The sequence below is a fragment of the Paracoccus salipaludis genome (genome assembly GCF_002287065.1).
Taxonomy (GTDB): domain Bacteria; phylum Pseudomonadota; class Alphaproteobacteria; order Rhodobacterales; family Rhodobacteraceae; genus Paracoccus; species Paracoccus salipaludis.
The window spans coordinates 1-18,871 of sequence record NZ_NSJZ01000021.1 but is presented as its reverse complement, the minus strand read 5'-3'; the positions used below and the strand labels follow the sequence as shown (position 1 = coordinate 18,871).

Here is an 18,871-nt window from a genome sequence, read left to right as displayed (position 1 = left end):
AACGTGCGCCACCTCCCCGCCCTTCTGGTTGCCCTGGCAGCCCTGGGCCAGCCGCTTCGGGCCGAAACGCCCCGTCCCGACACGGCCGCCTTCTTCGAGGATTTCACGGAAGGGCTGGACCGCGGCCGCTGGTATGTCTCGGACGGCTGGACCAACGGCGACTGGCAGGACTGCCACTGGTCGGCCGGGGCCGTTCGGGTGCAGGACGGCACACTCACGCTGTTCCACATCCCCGCGCCCGAGGACGGCGACCGGCCCGCGCAATGCGGCGAGGTCCAGACCCGCGCCCGGCTTCACCACGGCACCTTCGAGGCGCGCATCCGCACCCCCCGTGCGCCCGGGCTGAACGCCTCGGTCTTCACCTATATCGGCCCCGTCCACGGCGCCCCCCATGACGAGATCGACATCGAAATCCTGACCCGCGATCCGGGCGCGATGACGGTGAACACCTATGTCGCGGGCAAGCCCCACAACGGCGGCGCGGCCCCCGCCACCCCGCCCTTCGACGAGACCTTTCACACCGTCGCCTTCCGCTGGGAACCGGAGGGCATCACCTGGTTCCTCGACGGGCAGGAGGTCCACCGCACCGCCCCCGGCAGCCCGCTGCCCGAGCACCCCCAGAAGCTTTACCTGTCCTTCTGGAGCACGGCGACCCTGACCGACTGGCTGGGAAAGCAGGGCCCGCGCGAAGGCCCGCTCGGCTACGAGATCGACTGGGTGGCCTATACGCCGCTGGGTGAAGCGTGCCTGTTTCCGGGATCGGTCACATGCGCGGATCCCTGACCCCATGGGGACTGCCGCTTGCGGCGCATGAGGAATCCGCGTCCTGAACGCTCAAATTGTCCAATAAGACCACTTGCCGGCGCCTTGGTCCTGCGGCCATGCGGTTGCGAGAGAGAGTTTCCTGAAGCGGGAATCGCGCATGCCCCTGGTTCTGGTCCGAACCCCGACCTATCGCCGTCCTGAGATGCTCACGCGCGCCATGCGCTGCCTGCAGGCGCAGACGCATGAGGACTGGATCTGCGAGGTGCGCGACGACTGCCCCGATGGCAGCGCCCGTGCCGTGGTCGAGGAACTGGGCGATCCCCGCATCCGCCATGTCTGGAATCGCCCGCAGAAGTTCATGGTCAGAAACCTCGACGACTGCTTCCTGCGCGAGAACCCCCATGGGGCGGATTTCTTCTTCATGCTCGAGGACGACAACCAGGTGCGTCCCGAGTTCATGGCACGGGGCTGCGAGATCATCCGGCAGGAAGGCGTCACGATCTGCCAGCTGAACCAGGTGATCGAGCACGACAGCCGCACCCCGAACGCCCGCATCGGGGACGAGGGCATCTTCGACGGGATCTTCGACGAGCGCGTCCACGCACCCGAAGAGATTCACCTTGCCATGTTCGGAGCCGTGGGCCTGTCCAACGGCGCGGTGTTCTGGTCGAAGGACATCCGCCGGGAACTCGCCATCCGGGTCGGGACGATCCCGACGCTGGAGGAATACCTGCGGACGCGACTGGTGTCCGAGCCGGTCTACATCAGCCGCGAGAAGCTGGCCGTCTGGGCCGAGAACGAGCAATCGACCACCCGCAACGCAGGTCTCGGCAAGGGCTGGCTGCGGCGCGAGCTTGACCTCAAGGCCTCGGTCACTGCCCTGCAGCGGGAGGTCTGGAAGGGAACGCCCGAGCCGCTGCGCCGGGACTTCCTGAAAGGCGGCGTGTTGCGCCTGCCGATGGAAAGCCGGCGCGAGGCCCTGCGGAAGGCGGGCATCCGCGCGCCCGGCGTTCCGGGCGACCCCTCCCTCAAGGCCATGGTCAAGCGGCTGGCGGTAAGGCATGCGGGGCGCGAGCATCCCTCTGTCGCCGCCATCCTCGCACGGACAGCCAACGGCGTGTCATAAGCGGGGCGCGGACCCCGCCGCGCCCTTGCCGGTCGCCCTGAACCACAAAACCGGGTGGGCATGCCGGGATCATTCAAGGGTTCGCCCAGGACGGGCCCTTTCCCACCCTTGCAAGGGCTTGGGCTTCCGGGCTGCGGCCGCTAGGATGAACCGGCATGATGAACGGCGGTGACGGGGCGACCCTGCCATTCGCCCCGCCGATTGACGAGGCCCTCTTGTTCCCCATTCCCCTCAGGACGTCCCACCGATGCCGCCGGCGGTGACAGGCACGGGAGCCGCTGCCGCGCGGCCACGAACCGGGCGGGCGCCCCGGAAGGGCTGGACGATCAGCTATTCGCCCGACGTCCTGGCGACATTCGTCGCAATCTTCGGCCTCGCCTTCATCCCCGTCCTGGGCTCGCTGGGGGCGCTGCTGTTCCTGATGGGCGGCATGGCGCTGGTGTTGAGCCGACCGGGCGAGACGCTGGCGGCGCTGCGGCGGGAATGGATGGTCGTCCTGATGGCGCTCTGGTGCCTGATGTCCTTCGCCTGGTCGGATTATCCCTCGCTTACGCTGCGCTACGGCATCCAGCTGTGCCTGACCGTGGCGATTGCGGTCGCCATGGCCTACCGGCTGGCGCCGATGACCTTCGTGAAGATCCTGTTCGTGGTCAGTTCGCTTGCGGGGCTTGCCAGCCTTGCATCGGGGCGCAGCCGTTCCGACGGGATGGGGTACCTGGGGATCTATGCCAGCAAGAACGCGCTGGCGAATGCCAGTGCGCTTCTTGTCATCGTGGCGCTGGCACTGCTGCTCGACCGGAGGCTTCCGGCGCGCTGGCGCCTGCCTGCGCTGGGAAGCCTGCTCATGGGAACGATGCTGCTGGTGATGGGGAAGTCCAGCGGCGCCCTTGTCAGCACCCTGGGGGTCGTCCTGGCCTTCGGTGCCATCGTGCTGCTGCAACGACTCGCCCCCCATGTCCGTCTGGTGATGGTGGCCATGGCGGTGGTGCTGGCGACGGCGCTGGGGATCATCCTGTCCTTCTTCGCGGCCGAACTGTCGCAGATGTTCCTGGACCTCACCGGAAAGGACGTGACGCTGACCGGCCGGACGGACCTCTGGGCCGTCGCCTTTCAGGAAATCGCGGAGCGCCCGATCCTGGGCACCGGGTTCCAGGCCTTCTGGGTGCAGGGCAACCCGCTGGCCGAACAGCTCTGGGCGATGTTCGGGATCGGCAGCCGGGCAGGGTTCCATTTCCACAACACCCTGATCTCGAACATGGTGGAGATCGGCCTGGTCGGCGGCACGCTGCAGGCGGTCATCTTCTTCGCGGCGCTGGTCTCGTCCCTGACCTGGGCGATCCGCAGCCCGTCCGCGGCCTCGGTCTTCTTCGCCCTCTTCATGGTGCGGCAGTTCCTGCTGATGTGGATCGAGGTGGCGTATTTCCTCCAGTTCGAGCTGTCCTCGGTGATCACCATCGCCGCTGTCTGTTATGGGCACGCCTTCCGCAGCGCGCAGCGCGGCCCGGCATCCTCGGCCCCGGCGCCGAAAGGGCGGGCGGGCTTGCCCGCGGTCACCTGATCACGGGGCAGGAAAAAGGGCGCCTTCCGAAGAAAGGCGCCCCCTGCGGACCTCACGGGGCGGAACGCCTCAATGCGCGCCGCGCGACAGCGCCACCGCGGGGATGGTCAGGAAGACGATCCGCAGGTCGCGCCACAGGTTCCAGCTCATGACGTAGAAGCGGTCCAGGCGCACCCGCTCGGCATAGGTGGTGTCGCTGCGGCCGCTGATCTGCCACAAGCCCGTCAGGCCGGGGCGGGCGGCCAGGTAGTGCCGCGCCGAAGGCCCGTAATGGTCCAGCTCGGCCTGGACGACCGGGCGGGGGCCCACCAGGCTCATCTCGCCCTTCAGCACGTTCAGAAGCTGCGGCAGTTCGTCCAGGCTGAGCTTGCGCAGGACTGCCCCCAGGGGGGTGACGCGGGGGTCGTTGACCAGCTTGCGCTGTTCTTTCCAGATTGCGGCATCGGCCGGATTCTCCTGCAGGTGGCGTTCCAGCACGGCGTCGCCATCGACGACCATGGTGCGGAACTTCCAGCAGCGGAACTCGCGCCCGCCGAAGCCGACGCGGCGGTGCCCGTAAAGCACGGGGCCCGGGTCCGTCAGCTTGAGAAGAACGACCAGCCCCAGGATCAGAGGCCAGAGCAGCAGCAGGCCCAGCAGGACAAGCCCGAGGTCGAGCGTCCGCTTTCCCCAGCCTCCGACCGGGGCGGCAGGCGCCGCGGGGGCAGGTCGGGCAAGGCCAGACAGCAAGGGAGCCTTGCCGTTGCCGGCAACAAGATCCTGGACACGGAGCATCTGCATGAACCAGCCCTACAAAGAACAACAGAACAATTAACGGCGGCGGCGGCGAAAGGGGAAAAGGCCCTCGGCAATCACCTAGATCATGTATGGCATAATCATCTAGCTAAAGTTTTATCAATTCTCGATGATGGTTAAAAACCACGGCGCACCATGCCACAAGGATCAAGGTTTTTGTCTTAATTGTTGAACCTCAACGATAATTTCGGAACAGGGAAGTTAACCTGTCTTTTTGGATAGGTTGCAAAGAACCGCTCAAGAGGAAATCTGCCTGGGGCAGTCACGAACTGCTGTGTTTTTAACAAGGTGCACCATGACCAAAACCTACGCCCGCCCCGTTCTCCGCGTGCAAGGCAAGCTGGAAGCCATGACCCACGGCATGAGCGCGGGGTCCAAGCTGGACCGCGATTTCCCCACGGGAACGCCGTTTGGCGACCTGACCTTCTCGTAATGAGAACGGGCAGGCGGCGGGTAACTGCCGCCTGTTCACCGGCCCTCCGAGGGAAATCGAGTCGGAAATCACGCTAAGGTTGTCCCGCACTGCAATTTTCAACTTCAATTCCGAGAAGATGCAATTCATGGCCTATCTTGTTTCCCCTGAATGCGTGTCCTGCGCGGTCGAGGAAGGCATCGCGATCCTGGACCTGAGGTCGAACACCTACTTCAGCCTCGACCCCGTGGGCGCGGCGATCTGGGACCGCATGGCGGCGCCCGCTTCGCTGGACGACCTGACCACCGCCATTGCGGCCGAATACGACGTGCCCCCCCAGGAGTGCCGGGGCGACATCGCCGACCTGCTGGAGGACATGCTGACGCATGGCCTGATCCAGACGGTCTGAGATGGGGGTCCTGCGGCGCATCCGGCGGCTGCGCAGGCGCGATGCCGTCCTGTTGTGGCAGGCGCTTGGCGCGGTGCTGCTGGCGCGCGCCCATCTGTGGCGCGGCGCCCATGGCGATCTGCGCCGTCTGATCGAAGCCCATCCGATCCCGGACCCTGCCCTGCCCGCGTCCCGCGCCGACCTGGCCGAGGTCGCATGGTCGGTCCGCAATGCCGCCCGGCTGGTGCCGGGGGCGACCTGCCTGACGCAGGCCAGCGCGGGCCAGTTGCTGCTGGCCCGGCGCGGCCTTGCCACGACGATCCGGCTGTCGGTCCCGGCGCAGGCCGCGGCGCCCGGCCGGCTGGCTCCCCATGCCTGGCTGATGGCGGGGGACATCATCGTCCTGGGCGGCACGGCCGAGGATTACACCCGCCACCGCACCCTGCACGACTTCACCCTTCCGGGCGCACGCACATGAGCCGCTTCGCCGCCCTTCTGGGTCCCGGCCCCGGCCAGCCTCCCCTTGCCCGGCGCATCGAGGCGGACCTTGCCCGCCGCACCGGGCAGGTTCCCCGCCATTGGGAAAGCGAGGGCATCCAGCTGTGGCAGGCCGGGGCCTGGGTCGCGCGATCCTTCGGGCCGCTGACGCTGGCGGGCGACCTGGCGCTGACAGACCTGCCCGAGTTGCGCGCCGCCCTGGCCGCCGATCCGGGCACGGACCCTGTCGGCCTGGTGCTGGCGGCCTGGCGGCGCTGGGGCCCCGGGGCGCTGGACCGGCTGTGCGGGGGCTTCGCCTTTGCCCTGTGGGACGCGCGGACGCGGCGCCTGACGGCCGTGCGCGACCGCTTCGGCATCCAGCCGCTGGCCTATGCCGCCGCGCCGGGCCGGGTGGTGGTCGCGGGCGACCTGTCCACGGTGCTGGCGGGACTGGACGCCCCCCCCGAGACCGACCGCGCCTGGGTGGCCGGGTTCCTGTCGGGCCAGCCGCTCGACGCGGTGCGGACCGCATGGCGGGGCGTTCTTCGCCTGCCCCCCGGTCACCTGATGGTGGTCGAGCCGGACGGAACCGTCACCCTGCGCCCCTGGTACCGGCTGGAACGCTCGGCCCCGCCAAAGGTGCAGGATGCGGCCCCTGCCCTGCGCGCGGCGCTGGCCCATGCGACGAACCAGGCCTGCGCCGACGGGCCGACCGCCACCATGCTCAGCGGCGGCCTGGATTCCAGCACGCTGTCGCTGCTGTCGGTGGGGCCTGATGCCCCCGGCCCCCAGCCCCGCCCGGCCCTGTCGCTGCGTTATCGCGATCCGGCAATGGACGAGGGCCGCCATATCGAAGACGTGCTGCGCCAGTCGCGCGGCGGGCTGGTTCCCGTGTCCCTGCCCGGCGAAACGGCGGCGGACGAGCTGTTCGACCTGGACGCGCAGCTTGACTGGCAGGACCAGCCGGTCTTCGCCCCGGGGCTTGCCGGCACGCGCAGGCTTTACCGCGCCGTCCGGGAACAGGGCTGCCTGGCCGTGCTGAACGGCCATGGCGGGGACGAGGTCATCGGCGGCACCCCCCGCGACATCGCGCTGATCGCCGGGTCCGGCCAGTGGCCCTTGGCGCTGGCGCTGGCCGCGCGCCAGGCCCGCTTCACCGGCGAATCCGTGACCCAGACCCTCGCCGCCCTGCTGGCGGTCCGGGGACGGCGCGGCTTCGGCCGCCTGGGCCGGTGGATGCTGGCCGACAGCGGCCCGGCCCCCCAGGAATGGCGCGCCCTGGTCGATCCCGATCTCGCCCGCGAAACCCGGCTGGTCGAGCGGGTCCGCGCCGGCGCCCAGGCGGACCCCGGGGACCGCGACCTGCCGCAGGGCCTGCGCCTGCATGCCGCCATGATGACCGGCCCGCTGGCCCCGGCCGCCTTTGAACTGCTCGGCCGGGCCGCGCAGGCCGACGGCGTGGCGCCGCGCTATCCCTTCTATGACCACCGGGTGGTCGAGCTTTGCGTCTGGCAGCCCGAGCTTGCCAAGGTCGCCGGCGGCCGGCCCCGCGCCCTGCTGCGCGAGGCGATGCGGGGCGTGCTGCCCGAATCGGTGCGGCTGCGGCGGGACAAGACCGACTTCATCGCCGATTTCTGGACCACGCTGCGGCAGGACCCGCAGGGCCGCCTGGCCGCCTTCCGCGCCGGTCCCGGCCCTCTGCAGGGCTGGGTGGACGCGGGCGTCCTGCGCGCCGATGCCGCGCGGCTGGCGCGCTCGCCCGATCCCGACCCCGCCGTGGCCTTCCGGCTGTGGCGGGCGCTGTGGCTTGCCGCCTGGATCGAGCGCGGCCCGGCCCGCGCCTTCACGGCCCCGCCCCCCCTTCCTGCGTCCTGCGCGCCCTGCCCGATCCTTGCGAGTGACCGATGACCGCTGCCCCTGCCCTGTCCGCCACGCCCGCGCGCGCCCCTGCCCATGTCCATGCCTATGCCGCCTACGGCCTGGCCATCGCCTCGGACGTGATCCTGCCCGAACTGTCCGCCCGCGCGCCCGGCGGCCCCGCCGACCTCAGCATCATCGAGGCGCCGCAGCCCGGCATCCCGCGCGGCCCCGCGCCCGGCTGCAGCTTCGCGCCCGAGGGCACGTGGTTCTGGTGGCCCGCGGTCGGGGCCTTCTCGGTCTCGGCCGATGGCGGGCGGATCGGGATCGAGCGCGCGCCCGGCGTTTCGGACGACCTGCTGGCCTTCCCGCTGCTGGGGCCGGTCCTGTTCGAGGCGCTGCGGCGGCACGGCCTTTTCGTCCTGCATGCCAGCGCCGTCGTCCACCGGGGGCACGGCATCGCCTTCCTGGCCGACAAGGGCGTGGGCAAGTCCACCACCGCAACCAACCTTCTGCGGAACGGCGCGCGGCTGCTGGCCGACGACCTGGTGGCCATCGACGACGCGGGGCGGGTGCTGCCGGGCTTCGGCCAGGTCAAGCTGTCGCAGGCCGCGGCAGAACTGCTGCCCCCCGGCGCCACGGTCCGCGGCCATGTGCATGACGGGATCGACAAGGCCCGCGCGCTGCTGGACCCCGGCCGGCTGGCGCCCGAGGCCGTTCCTGCCGCGCGGCTTTACCTGCTGGAACGCGCGCCCGCAGGCGCGCCTTCGGCCGTGCTGCCCATTCCCGCCTCTGAAGCCCTGTCGGCCGTGCTGCGCTTTTCCTATGCGGTCCGCTTCGGGCAGGCGCTGCTGAACGGCGCGGCGGCGGCCGCCTATTTCCGCGGGGCCGCGCAGGTGGCGCGGCACTGCCCGCCGCGGCGGCTGCTGCTGGCCGAGGGGCTGGACCGCGCCTGCGACATCCGCGCCGCCATCGAGCGCGACCTCGGGGAAGGCTGACATGACCCGCGAGCCCTCCCCTGCCCTGACCCCCGGCCCCTCGGCCACGGTTGTCGCCCCCGCGCCGCCCGTCCCGCCGCGCGCGCCCGCGACAACGGCAGCCCGGGGACAGCTCGCTTCGCTGGTGCGGGCGCTGCGGCACCTGGAAGGGCGGCGGCTCTGGATCGGCCTGGGGCTGCTGGTGCTGGGCACCCTCAGCGAGGGCGCGGCGATCATGACCTTCCTGCCCGTGCTGCAGCTGGTCGGCGCGCAGGGCACCACCATCGACCTGTCGGGGATGGATTTTCCGGGCGCGGGGCTGCTGCCCGCCATGATCCCGCTTGGCGTCCTGCTGCTGGTCATCGTCGGGCTGACGGCGCTGCAGGCGTTCTTCAACCGCAGCAAGGCCGTCTACCTGTCCGACCTGATCCACGACTTCACCAACCATTACCGCACGGCCCTGTTCCGGGACGTGGCGCAGGCGCGGTGGGCCCATGTCGCCCGCATCCCCCGCGCGCGGATCGAGCACGCCCTGACCGGCGAGATCGAGCGGCTGTATCTGGCCGCCTATCTGGTCCTGTCCAGCCTGCAGAACCTGGTGAGCCTCGGGCTCTACTTCGTGCTGAGCCTGGCGATCTCGGTGCCGATGACGCTTCTGTCCTATGGCTTCGGGGTGGTGGCGCTGGCGCTGATGCGGCCCTTCCGGCGGCTCGCCCGGCATTACGGCGACCGGCTGCAGGCGCGCCGCGAAGGCCAGCTTGCGGCGGTGTCCGAATTCGTGGGCAGCCTCAAGATGGCGCGCAGCATGAACCTGGAAGACCGCTACCTGGGGCTGTTCTCCTCGATCCTGGGGCAGACCAAGGCGGATGCGCGCGAATTCACCCGGCAGTCCACCATCGGCTCGGGGCTGTTCCAGTTCGCCGTGGTCAGCGGGGCCGCGCTGTTCATCTGGGTGGCGCTGACCTGGGCGCATCTGGACGTCGCGCGGATCGTGATCCTGCTTTTGCTGTTCATGCGCACGGCGCCGCGCTTCATGGGAATGCAGGGGGCGGTGCAGCAGCTTCTGGTGGACCTGCCCGCCTGGGGGGCGATCACCCGGCTGCAGGATGAACTGCGGGCCGAGCGCGATCCCGCCATGGCGGGTCACGACCCCGCCCCCGCCCCGCGCGACGAGATCCGGCTGGACCGCGTGAGCTGGCGCTTTCCGGGCGAATCGCGCGAAGCCGTCAGCGACTGTTCCCTGACCCTGCGGGCGGGCGAGCTGACGGTGCTGGTCGGCCCCTCGGGCGCGGGGAAAAGCACGCTGGCCGACATCGTGATGGGCCTGCTGGAACCCCAGAAGGGCGCGGTCCTGGTGGACGGCGCGGCCCTGCGCCCCGGCCAGCTGCGCCGCTGGCGCGACCGGACCGGCTATGTCGCGCAGGAGCCCTTCATGATCAACGGCACCATCCGCGAGAACATGGCCATCGCCGCGGGCGGGCCGGTGGACGACGAACGCATCCTCCGCGCGCTGGACCTCGCCTCGGCGGGCTTCGTGCGGAACCTGCCGGCAGGGCTGGACACGACCATGGGCGACCGCGGCGCGCTGCTGTCGGGGGGCGAGCGCCAGCGTATCGCGGTTGCCCGCGCGCTTCTGCGCGAGCCCGACATCCTGGTCCTGGACGAGGCGACCAGCGCGCTCGACTGGGAAAACGAGGAAGCCCTGATCCGGGCCATCGACGGGCTGCGCGGCCGCATGACGGTCCTGGCGATCACCCATCGCCCCGCCATCAGCCGGGCCGCCGACGCGGTCTTCGTGATGGAAGCGGGCCGCGTGGTCGCGTCGGAACGACCGCGCGAACAGGGGCTGCAAGCGGAAGGCTACCTGGGCAGGATGACCAGCTGATCGCTTCGCTTGCGCAGACCATGAGAGGGTCCGCTTGACGGACCGCGGCCCTCGCGGGAAACCGTGATCCCCACATAGGCCAGGATCAGCGCCTGCAGGACCAGGGCTGCCAGGAAAGCCATTCCCAGGACCTGCCAGGCGGAATAGCCGGCAGCGATGCCCCAGGCCGAGATGCCGGCCATGACGGCCAGAACAACCATCAGATAGCGAACAACAAACATTCGAAGATCCCCCTCGACCTATATACCAGAGGTTGAGGGGAAAAGGTTTAAAAAACAGTTAAAATTCTATCTGAACTGTTACCTTCCCTTCATGGAGAAGTAGCTCTTTGATCTGCCAAGGTAATTTTCCATTGCCTCGGGCATCAGATACAACCTGAGGTGGCGCAAGCTCACGCGATCGTAGACCACGCCCAAGCAGCGCGTCTCAAGCCGGGGATCCCCGGCCAGCACCGTTTCGGCCATGCTGCGGGGGGTGCGGCCCCATTCGGAAACGATCAGGAACTGGGGAAGTTCCTGCAGGATCGCGCGGCCCTGGGCCACGGGATAAAGCGGCGGCACATCGATGATCACGCGGCTGAAATCGCCCCCCGCCTCGGCTGCGATCTGCGCCAGGGTGCGGCCGGTCAGCAGGTCGTCCGAGGCCCCGCCCTGTTCCAGCCCGCAGGGCAGGACGACCAGGTTGGTGTCGGCGATGCCGACCAGCATGTCCTTCCAGTCGCCGCGTCCGGCCACCGCGTCGGTCAGCCCCGGCTTGCGGTCCAGGCCCAGCATCCGGCTGAGGCCGCGGGCGCGGCTGTCGGCGTCGATCAGCAGGACCGAGCGCAGCCCGACCCCCAGCTGGCCCGCCAGGTTGAAGGCCACCGACGAGCGGCCCTCGTAGGGATGGAACGAGGTGACGCCGGTCACGGGCGGCGAGCCGCCTGCGGCCTCGGCCGCCAGCCGGACATGGCGCAGCGTTTCGGCATAAACGGAATCGGGGTAGTGCAGCACCGGCACCGGCACGGGGATCACGGGGGGCCGGACGCGGGCCGGGACAGGCAGGGTGCTGCCCATGGGCGCCTCGGCCGCCGGGGCGGAGGACGGGGCCTGCGGGGCAGGCGCGGGGCGCGGAACCGGATGGGGGCGCGGACGCGAACGGCGCATCCGGGGCAGCATCGGCAGGTACCCCAGGAAGCGCAGCCCGGAATGCTCGGTCAGGTCCTCGGCCGTGCGCAAGGCGCGGTCGCGCCATTCCCTCAGCGCGGCGATCCCCATCCCGAAGAACAGCCCCAGCAGGGTCGCGGCCAGCACCGTGCGCACCACCGCAGGCCCCGACGGCGAGGTCGGCACCTGCGCATAGGACAGGATGCGCACGTTCGAGACCGGGAAGGACTGCTGCTGCTCGATCTCCTGCGAGCGGGTGAGCGTCTGCTGATACAAGGCCGAAAGCGTCGCGGCCTCTTCCTGCAGGGCGCGCAGGCGGACCAGGTTGGCGGCCTGGGCGCTGTTTCTTTGCGAGGCCTGCTCGACGCTTTCCTGCAGGGTCTTCACCCGGGCGTTGGCCACGTCCAGCGCGCTTTGCGCCTCGGCCCGCATGGCCTCCAGCTCGACAAACAACCGCTCGGCCGTGGTGGCCAGCGTCCGGCGCAGGCCCGCGACCTGCGGATGGTCCGGCCCCGAGGTCGACAGCAGGCGCTGCAGACGGGCGCGGACGTCGTTGTAGGTGTCCAGCCGCGCCCGCAGTTCCTCGGACATCTCGCCGCCGATGGCGAGCGAACTGTCGCTGTTGGTCAGCCCCTCGACCCCGCCCGCGACGGCGCGGTCATAGGTGTCCAGGACCGCCTGGGCGCGCGCGGCCTCGGTCAGGGCGGCGGTCAGGCCCGAGTTCAGTTCGTTCAGCGCCTGCTCGGTCAGAAGCCCGCCCGAGGAAAGCTCGACCAGCCCGTTCTCGGCGGCGAAGCGCTCGGCCGCGTCAGCGGCGGCCGACGCCTGCGCCTGCAGCTCGTTCAGGCGGGTGCGCATCCAAGCGTTGGTCTGGCCCACGGATTCCGCGTTGGTGACCAGGATGTCCTGCACATAGGCATCGGCATAGGCATTGGCGACCTCGGCCGCGATGACCGGGTCATGCGAGGTGAAGCTGACCGCCACCGCCGAGCTCTGCCCGACGCGGTAGATCTCGATGTCCCCGCGCAGCCGCATCGCGGCCAGGCGCAGCATGGGGTCTATCGGGGCGATCGAGGGGTCCATCCGGGCGGCGTCGGCCGCCAGCCCGGCAGGTGCCTCGACCTCGGCCGGGGTGGTCAGCAGGGTGATCTGGTCGCGGACCCAGGCCACGGGGCGCAGCACGGTGGAGATGGCCTGCCCGATCGCGGTGGTGAAGCCCGAGCGCGGCGGGTCCATGAAGGACGGGTTGTCCTGCAGCCCGGTCCGGTCCAGCACGTCATAGGCCAGCTTGTCGGATTCCAGCACGACGCGCGCGTTCTCGATGCGTTCCGAAGGCAGCGCGGCGGTGTCGATGCCGCCCGCCTGCTGGACCGAGCGGTTGACGTTGCTGTCCAGCAGCAGGCTGGAATGGGCGCTGTAGGTTTCGGGCTTGGCCAGCGCATAGGTCAGCCCCAGCCCTCCCAGCAGCACGGCCGGCAGAAGGATGGTCCGGCGCTGGCGGCGCAGCGCCACCATCACGCGGCGCAGGTCGATGGTCTGGACCGGTGCGCCCCCGCCCCCGCCATAGGATGCGCCATAGGGCGAGACACCGTCGAAAGGCTTCAGGTCGCGCGGCATCAGCTTCCCCCAGGTCCCGGGCGGAGGGCGGAGTCCGACCGCCCGGGCGCCGTTCCGTAGATTTCGATCTGCCGCGCCCCGCCCAGACGGGCGGCGGCGCCGACATGCAGGGCCGCGCGCATGATCTGGCGGTTGCGCCAGGCCGGGCGTGCCACCCCCAGAAGCGCCAGCCCGCCGCAGGCCAGGGCCTTGGCGGCAGCCAGCCCCGCGGCGCCGAGGCGACCGGCCCGCGACCGGTCCCGGGCAATCAGGCTGGCATGGGTCTGGCCCATCCGGTAGCGCCGCCGCAGAAGCCATGCAAGCCGCGCGCGGTCCTCGGGCACGGTCTCGTGCACGACGGCGTCTTCCGCAAAGGCAATGTGCCCGCCGGCGCCCAGGAAATCGGCAAAGAAGGCGCTGTCCTCGCCGCCCGAGCGGCCGCGGGCGGGATCGAAGCGCAAGCCCCGCGCGGCCGGGTCGGACAGGTCGATCAGGGTGTTGCAGGTATATCCGCCGGTGATCGCGCCGTCCCTGCCGAAGACCGGCAGCGTGTCATGGGCGCGGGCCTGATCCATCCATCCGGGTGCGCCGGCGCGGTAATGGGCACGCACCGGCCCCAGCACCGCGCCTGCCCGGGGCGTGGCCTGCTGCCCCGCCCTCCAGGCCGCGACCAGCCGGGCAAGCCATGCGGGTTCAACCGTCTCGTCGTCGTCCAGATAGACCAGCAGCCGCGACCCGGTGGCGCGGGCGTGGTCCAGAAGCGCGTTGCGCGCGACCGAGATGTTGGCCTCGGGCGCATGCAGATAGGTCACGGGCAGCGGATGCGCGGCGGCGAGGGAGTCCACGCGGTCCTTGGCGGAAGGGGTGCGGTCGTTGTCCGCGATGGCGACGGACACGGGCAGGCCGCAGGGCTCCAGCCCCGCAAGCGAGGCCAGCGTCGCGGCCAGCTCGGGGCGGCGGAAGGTGCAGATGCCGATCAGCACCTCGTCGCGGAAGGCGGCATCACGAAGAGCGGGCGCGCTCATGCGGTGGCCCCCTGCGGGGCCGCAGGGCGGCGGGCCAGCCATTGCCGCCAGAAGCCCGCCGACCAGGCCATGTGCATCACCCCGGCGGCAAGCCCCGCCAGCAGCCCCTCGGGGCGCCGGGTCTGCAGGGCGATCGCCACCCCGCCGGCCAGGCAGGCCAGCAGCCACAGGACCAGCGGCAGCGCGAACCACGCGCTGAACGGCGCCAGCAGGACCAGCGCCGCCGCGGGCGCCAGCATTGCCACCACCGCCTGCCGCGCCGCGGGCCGCGCGTGGTGCTTGACCAGGTTCTTCGCCCGCCCCCGGCCGAAATTGTAATACTGCCGGACCAGCGGCCCGAAGCTCTGGCGCGGGAAATAGGTCAGCCGCGTCCGGCCGGTCAGCCAGATCCGGTGGCCCGCGCCGGTCAGCCGGCGGTCGAGTTCCGCATCCTCGTTGTGGCTGAAGCCTTCGTCATAGCCCCCCACCCCGCGGAAGGCCGCGATCCGCATCAGGGCGTGGTGGCCGTGATCGACCCAGGCGCCCCCGCCCGCCAGCCGGTGCGCCGAGCCGCCATTGCCCAGGCGCGAGTTCTGGGCCTCGGCAATCGCCCGCTGCAGGAAGCCCTGCCCCTGGGCGTGCATCGAGACCACGACGCTGTCGGCCCCCGTCCGCCGCCCCTCGGCCAGCAGCACGTCGCCGTAGTCGGCCGGATAGGCGCTGTGCGCGTCCAGACGCAGCAGCCACTCGGCCCCCTCGCCGAAGCGGGTGACGGCCAGGTTCACCGCCGCCGCCTGCAGCCGCGCGGGATTGTCCAGCAGGCGCAGGCGCCGGTGGTCGGCGGCGCGGCGGCGCACGATCTCGCGCGTGCCGTCGGTCGAGCCGCCGTCGGCCACCACCACCAGGCCGTCCGCGCGCTCGGCAAAGCCCAGGGCGAAATTCAGCACGTCCTTGATATGGGCGGCTTCGTTCAGCGCAGGGATCACGATCAGCACCCGAGGCGCGGCGGACAGGGGCATTGCGGGAACCTCAGCGGGCAAGGGCGGGAATGGCCGGAGATGCGGCCTCGGCCAGGGGAACGGCCCCGGTGCCGCAGATGGCGGCCGTCAGGCGGCGGCACTCGGCATCGTCCATTTCCAGCGCGGCCCGGGGGATGGCGGACACCGCCGCGCGGCGCCGGGCAAGACCCGCCGGGTCAAGCGCGGACAGGGCCGCCGCGACGGCCTCGGGATCAGGGGCGGCCACGGTCACGCCGCAGCCCCAGGCGGCGGTGCGGCGCGCGACCTCGGTCCCGTCCAGCACGACCGGGACGGCCCCGTTCAGGCAGCCCTCGTACAGCCGGTTCGGCAGCAGCCAGTCCGAGTTCTGCCCGGCCTGGTAGCGATCGATCAGCCAGGCCACGTCCACCCCGCCATAGATGTCCGGCAGGTCGCCGGGCCAGGCATAGGGTCCGAGAAAGGACAGGTCCGGGTTGGCGTCGATCACCGCGTGGAAGTCCTCCATCACGTCCAGCGCCGGACGCCCGCGCAGCACCACCCGGAACCGCCCCGGCGTGGCGCGGGTGAGCTGGTCCAGCACCCCAAGCGACCAACGGCAGCGCAGCATCCCGAACCAGCCGATGACAAGCGGCCCGCCCCCTTCCAGCCCGCCGGGAGCGGGGGCATCGGGACGTGCGGCCTGGGGGCGGGCAAAGGGCTTGTTCTCGACCAGCAGCGCCGGCACCTCGGGCTGGCCATGGGGGCCCAGGTAGCGCGCGGCAAAGGCGGGCGAGGACAGGACGACCAGTTCGGCCCGGCGCATCAGCGCGGCCTCGACCCGGCGCAGGGTGCGGGCGACGGCCCCCTGCCCCAGCATCATGCCGTGGATGTCCAGAAGCTCGTAGACCAGCCGCGCGCGCCCCTTGCGCGCACGCACGAGCCTTGCGCCGAGGGCCAGCATCTCGAGGTTGCGGGCCAGCACGACCTCGGGGCCGTCCTGCGGCGGAACCGCCCGCGCGATGCCCGGCCAGGCGGCCCCGATCGCGCGGACCCGCTGGACCATGCGCCCGTTGGCGGTGCGCCCCAGCACGGTCGCGGGCCCGGGCAAGGGCCCCTGCCCCCGCCGGAAGCCCGCCACGCGGACATCCGCGCCCCCGCGCCGCAGCATCTCGACCCGCCGCCAGATCGCCGGATCGTCGAGGTCATGGGCAAGATAGGTCACGTGCAAGGTCGTCTCCGGCAGAAAGAAGCCGTCGGTTGGGCCAGAATGCAGGCCGTGCGGGGAAAAATGCAGGGCTTCCCCAAGGCCGGGTCAGGGCAGGTGATAGACAATTCCGGCGCGCCGGAAAACTGCCGAATGGCTCGACTTGTACAAAGAGACGACAGGAATCCGTGAAAATCCGGTGACTCCAATTAACCTGAAGCTGAATGATCAGGCATGACTTTCGCATGGGTTGCATTTGTTGCGTTTCCGGTCGCGCAACGCGCGATGCCTCAAGCCGTGGTTAATGCCTTGTTCATAATTTTCCCGAACCGGCGAGGGTTCTCCCTCCCCCGTGCCCCAGGCAAGGCACGGACATGAGCGACCTGCCCTCGTCCGGGATTGGCCCGGACGCGGACACAGCCATCCGCGCCATCGGCAGCGACGCCGGGGCCGCAGCCGAAACGACCGATCAGCCGCATTCCCGACGCGCGGCTGTCAGCTGTCCTCCAGGAGAGATGACGCATGCCCTATGATCCCGATCTCGACCCGGTCCTTGACGAACTCCGCAGCGCGCAGGCCGATCACGGCGCGCGCCTTGTCATGATGGGCGCCGCGCAGGCCGACCAGAGCAGCCGCTTTTCCGCACTGGACGCGGCGCAGGCCGAGGCCGGTTCCCGCCTCGCGGCACTGGACAGGATGCAGGCTGACCATGGCGCGCGTCTCGCAGCCCTCGAAGGGCGGCCGCAGGTGGACCTGACGCCGCTGAGCGACCAGTTGTCCGGCGTTCTCGCCCGGCTTGCCAGGCTGGAAGCGCCCGTGACGACGCCCCCCGCCGTTCCCGTGCCTGCCGCCGACCCGATCTGGAGCGTGCTCAAGCGCAGCCAGATCACCATCCCCGCCGAGGTCCGGGTGCCGGCCGGTCAGGGCGAGATCTACATTCCCGTGACGGTGGATCACACGGACCGGGAGTCCTTCTACTGCTACGTTTCCAACCTGAAAAACGTGAGCGGCGGCGGGATCAACGTCGGGAACTCGCAGCAGCAGAAGGCGAACTATGACTGGGATGGGGTCGTCTATCGCTGGTCGCCGGGCGACGACCTGACGCATTACGTCAAGGTCACCAGCAGGAACCCGGTTTCGGCCGGCAAGTCCCTGATTGTCGCGATCCGGGTCAAGGGATTGGGCGACAGCCAGAAGGGCCGCGAGGTCAAGGTCGTCTTCGCCGACGATGCGCAGCATCCCCCGATGCCACCGCAGGTCCACCGCCCCCTGCGGCGCCTCGACCTGTCGCAGGCGCAGCGCAAGAACCGCTTCGACCCGGCCACGGCGCGGCACAGCGACAGCGGCTTCATCGACGGCAAGCCGGTCTGGCGGTCGCGCCTGTCGCATGGCTACACGCAGGACGGCAACGGGGAAACCGGGCTCTACATGAACGAGGACAAGTTCCCCGGCGTGGCGCAGTCCCCCATCGGCCATGACCCGGCGGAAAAGGCCCTTCGCATCCATACGCTCGCTTTCCCGATGGAGGCGCGGCCCGAACACGACAGCCGGCTGTTCCGGCACCAGGCCGCGGTGATCCAAGGGCAGACCATGGACGAGGTCTGCGGCGCCGAGGGCGTCTGGCGGATGGAAGCGAAGATCCCGATCCGCCGCTATTCCTGGCCCGCGTTCTGGCTGGTCGGCCGGGGATCGTCGGGTGCGAAGGGCAGCTGGACGCAGTGGCCCCCGGAAATCGACATCCTGGAAAAGTTCAACCACTCCTGGGGCGCCGCGGACACCCCCTTCACCACGACCTTCGCCCAGCACTACGGCAATGTCGGCTCGAACAACCGCGTCGGCGCCTTCGGCGGCGAAATCGAGGCGAACCAGTGGCTGCCCGGGACGGGGGCGCTCAACGAAGGCTATCACAGCTGGGCCTGCGCCATCACCTATGACGACAAGGATCCCCGCAAGGCCGAGGTCACGTTCTTCTTCGACGATGTCGAGGTCGGCTGCCACGTCCTGCACGCGCGGCACGAGGACATGAAGACCCGGCTGGAGCTGTTCCCGATCGCCAACGTGGCGGTGAAGGCGCCCGCCAGCTACACGCCCGAGCAATACAACACCGATGACGGGCGAGGTCATTCGGGCGACATGCTCATCCGCGACATCGCCTATTACCCGGCAGGATTCACCATGGTGCCCTTGCCGAAGTGACGGAAGGCCGGAGGAGCAGCCGCTGCTTCTCCGGCCCGATCGGGCGCGGGCAGGATGATCCCGCCGCAGCCGGTGAAACCGCTGTCTGCTTACCGGATAAATATGAAAATCCGGTATATGCTTTGACCCGGTTATCTCTGCTGATCCTGTTCGACCTTCGCAGGTCGGACAGGGCAAGGCAGTCAGCCCTCCATTTCATTATCCGGTAATTTTATAAACCGGATTACTTCTTCAACCCGCCGTGCCGCTCTCCCGGCTCTTGTAGAGCGCCCAGGCTTCCTCCAGCACCACGCCCTGCTGGACACCGCGGCGACGGGCCTCGGCGGCGATTTCCTCGGCGACATGGGGCAGCACCTTGGCATGGACCTGGCCGGTGCGGGGGCTGGGCTTGCGGCCGCGCCGCTTGACCGGGTCGCGGTCCACGAAGCCCAGTTCCTCGCCCGCGCGGTCGGCACGCTCGACGGCCGCCGCGCTGCGGTCCTTTTCGCGCGACTTCAGCCGGCCCAGGT

General features: G+C 70.1%; 17 protein-coding genes. 10 read left to right on the top strand and 7 right to left on the bottom strand.

Going from position 1 to position 18,871, the window contains the following annotated elements:
• Positions 1-3: 3 nt before the first annotated feature.
• From CK240_RS15475 to CK240_RS15465, 3 genes are all read left to right on the top strand, one after another.
• On the top strand, positions 4-783 hold the full coding sequence (locus CK240_RS15475; RefSeq protein ID WP_167650074.1) for a family 16 glycosylhydrolase: 780 nt from the start codon (positions 4-6) through the stop codon (positions 781-783).
• Positions 784-922: 139 nt separating this feature from the next.
• Positions 923-1,891 (top strand): glycosyltransferase family 2 protein, encoded by a 969-nt coding sequence (locus tag CK240_RS15470; RefSeq protein WP_095641233.1) that lies wholly within the window; start codon positions 923-925, stop codon positions 1,889-1,891.
• Positions 1,892-2,150: 259 nt separating this feature from the next.
• The gene (locus tag CK240_RS15465) at positions 2,151-3,449 is read left to right on the top strand and encodes an O-antigen ligase family protein (protein WP_167650073.1); all 1,299 of its coding nucleotides are present in this window, start codon (positions 2,151-2,153) and stop codon (positions 3,447-3,449) included.
• Between the two features lie 69 nt (positions 3,450-3,518).
• Here the strand turns inward: CK240_RS15465 and CK240_RS15460 are convergent, their stop codons facing one another.
• The gene (locus CK240_RS15460) at positions 3,519-4,229 is read right to left on the bottom strand and encodes a sugar transferase (RefSeq protein WP_240517490.1); all 711 of its coding nucleotides are present in this window, start codon (positions 4,227-4,229) and stop codon (positions 3,519-3,521) included.
• Between the two features lie 310 nt (positions 4,230-4,539).
• Here CK240_RS15460 and CK240_RS18760 point away from each other — a divergent pair, with 310 nt between their 5' ends.
• The 6 genes from CK240_RS18760 (at position 4,540) to CK240_RS15430 (ending at position 10,240) form a co-directional block, all read left to right on the top strand.
• Positions 4,540-4,677 (top strand): hypothetical protein, encoded by a 138-nt coding sequence (locus CK240_RS18760; protein ID WP_095641231.1) that lies wholly within the window; start codon positions 4,540-4,542, stop codon positions 4,675-4,677.
• A gap of 127 nt (positions 4,678-4,804) precedes the next feature.
• Entirely contained in the window at positions 4,805-5,065 is a 261-nt protein-coding gene (locus tag CK240_RS15450; protein WP_167650072.1) for a PqqD family protein, read from the top strand.
• Between the two features lies 1 nt (position 5,066).
• A complete protein-coding gene (locus CK240_RS15445; RefSeq protein ID WP_095641229.1) occupies positions 5,067-5,522 on the top strand; it encodes a lasso peptide biosynthesis B2 protein in 456 nt (151 codons plus the stop codon).
• Positions 5,519-7,429 carry an asparagine synthase-related protein gene (locus tag CK240_RS15440; protein WP_095641228.1) on the top strand — a complete coding sequence of 637 codons (1,911 nt, stop codon included), beginning with the start codon at positions 5,519-5,521 and terminating at the stop codon, positions 7,427-7,429. Before CK240_RS15445 ends, CK240_RS15440 begins: the two co-directional genes overlap by 4 nt.
• Positions 7,426-8,376, top strand: coding sequence for a phosphoenolpyruvate carboxykinase (ATP) (locus CK240_RS15435; RefSeq protein WP_095641227.1), 951 nt, complete (start codon positions 7,426-7,428; stop codon positions 8,374-8,376). The genes CK240_RS15440 and CK240_RS15435 overlap by 4 nt, the downstream gene beginning before the upstream one ends.
• A 1-nt stretch (position 8,377) precedes the next feature.
• Positions 8,378-10,240, top strand: coding sequence for an ABC transporter ATP-binding protein (locus CK240_RS15430; RefSeq protein WP_095641226.1), 1,863 nt, complete (start codon positions 8,378-8,380; stop codon positions 10,238-10,240).
• On the opposite strand, the gene CK240_RS15425 is transcribed toward CK240_RS15430, so the two are convergent.
• The 5 genes from CK240_RS15425 to CK240_RS15405 form a co-directional block, all read right to left on the bottom strand.
• Positions 10,216-10,461, bottom strand: a complete 246-nt coding sequence (locus tag CK240_RS15425) for a hypothetical protein (protein WP_095641225.1) — start codon at positions 10,459-10,461, stop codon at positions 10,216-10,218. The genes CK240_RS15430 and CK240_RS15425 overlap by 25 nt on opposite strands.
• Before the next feature lie 78 nt (positions 10,462-10,539).
• Positions 10,540-13,002 (bottom strand): GNVR domain-containing protein, encoded by a 2,463-nt coding sequence (locus CK240_RS15420; protein WP_095641224.1) that lies wholly within the window; start codon positions 13,000-13,002, stop codon positions 10,540-10,542.
• Positions 13,002-14,006 carry a glycosyltransferase family 2 protein gene (locus CK240_RS15415; protein WP_095641223.1) on the bottom strand — a complete coding sequence of 335 codons (1,005 nt, stop codon included), beginning with the start codon at positions 14,004-14,006 and terminating at the stop codon, positions 13,002-13,004. Before CK240_RS15415 ends, CK240_RS15420 begins: the two co-directional genes overlap by 1 nt.
• Positions 14,003-15,004: a glycosyltransferase family 2 protein gene (locus CK240_RS15410; protein ID WP_095641222.1), complete on the bottom strand. Its 1,002-nt coding sequence runs from the start codon at positions 15,002-15,004 to the stop codon at positions 14,003-14,005. The genes CK240_RS15415 and CK240_RS15410 overlap by 4 nt, the downstream gene beginning before the upstream one ends.
• Before the next feature lie 10 nt (positions 15,005-15,014).
• Positions 15,015-16,184 (bottom strand): glycosyltransferase family protein, encoded by a 1,170-nt coding sequence (locus CK240_RS15405; protein WP_135058856.1) that lies wholly within the window; start codon positions 16,182-16,184, stop codon positions 15,015-15,017.
• Between the two features lie 504 nt (positions 16,185-16,688).
• On the opposite strand from CK240_RS15405, the gene CK240_RS15400 reads away from it, so the two are divergent.
• Complete coding sequence (locus CK240_RS15400) at positions 16,689-18,362, top strand: LamG domain-containing protein (protein ID WP_095641220.1); 1,674 nt, start codon at positions 16,689-16,691, stop codon at positions 18,360-18,362.
• Positions 18,363-18,593: 231 nt separating this feature from the next.
• Here CK240_RS15400 and CK240_RS15395 read toward each other — a convergent pair.
• On the bottom strand, positions 18,594-18,871 hold a 278-nt coding region (locus CK240_RS15395; RefSeq protein WP_205957872.1), incomplete at its 5' end, for a chromosome partitioning protein ParB.

Bases quoted from the DNA above. Each gene is read 5' to 3' on its own strand.
- CK240_RS15415 (WP_095641223.1), bottom strand. From the start codon at position 14,006: ATGAGCGCGCCCGCTCTTCGTGATGCCGCCTTCCGCGACGAGGTGCTG.
- CK240_RS15445 (WP_095641229.1), top strand. From the start codon at position 5,067: ATGGGGGTCCTGCGGCGCATCCGGCGGCTGCGCAGGCGCGATGCCGTC.
- CK240_RS15425 (WP_095641225.1), bottom strand. From the start codon at position 10,461: ATGTTTGTTGTTCGCTATCTGATGGTTGTTCTGGCCGTCATGGCCGGC.
- CK240_RS15410 (WP_095641222.1), bottom strand. From the start codon at position 15,004: ATGCCCCTGTCCGCCGCGCCTCGGGTGCTGATCGTGATCCCTGCGCTG.
- CK240_RS18760 (WP_095641231.1), top strand. From the start codon at position 4,540: ATGACCAAAACCTACGCCCGCCCCGTTCTCCGCGTGCAAGGCAAGCTG.
- CK240_RS15420 (WP_095641224.1), bottom strand. From the start codon at position 13,002: ATGCCGCGCGACCTGAAGCCTTTCGACGGTGTCTCGCCCTATGGCGCA.
- CK240_RS15440 (WP_095641228.1), top strand. From the start codon at position 5,519: ATGAGCCGCTTCGCCGCCCTTCTGGGTCCCGGCCCCGGCCAGCCTCCC.
- CK240_RS15450 (WP_167650072.1), top strand. From the start codon at position 4,805: ATGGCCTATCTTGTTTCCCCTGAATGCGTGTCCTGCGCGGTCGAGGAA.
- CK240_RS15470 (WP_095641233.1), top strand. From the start codon at position 923: ATGCCCCTGGTTCTGGTCCGAACCCCGACCTATCGCCGTCCTGAGATG.
- CK240_RS15430 (WP_095641226.1), top strand. From the start codon at position 8,378: ATGACCCGCGAGCCCTCCCCTGCCCTGACCCCCGGCCCCTCGGCCACG.
- CK240_RS15435 (WP_095641227.1), top strand. From the start codon at position 7,426: ATGACCGCTGCCCCTGCCCTGTCCGCCACGCCCGCGCGCGCCCCTGCC.
- CK240_RS15400 (WP_095641220.1), top strand. From the start codon at position 16,689: ATGCCCTATGATCCCGATCTCGACCCGGTCCTTGACGAACTCCGCAGC.
- CK240_RS15460 (WP_240517490.1), bottom strand. From the start codon at position 4,229: ATGCAGATGCTCCGTGTCCAGGATCTTGTTGCCGGCAACGGCAAGGCT.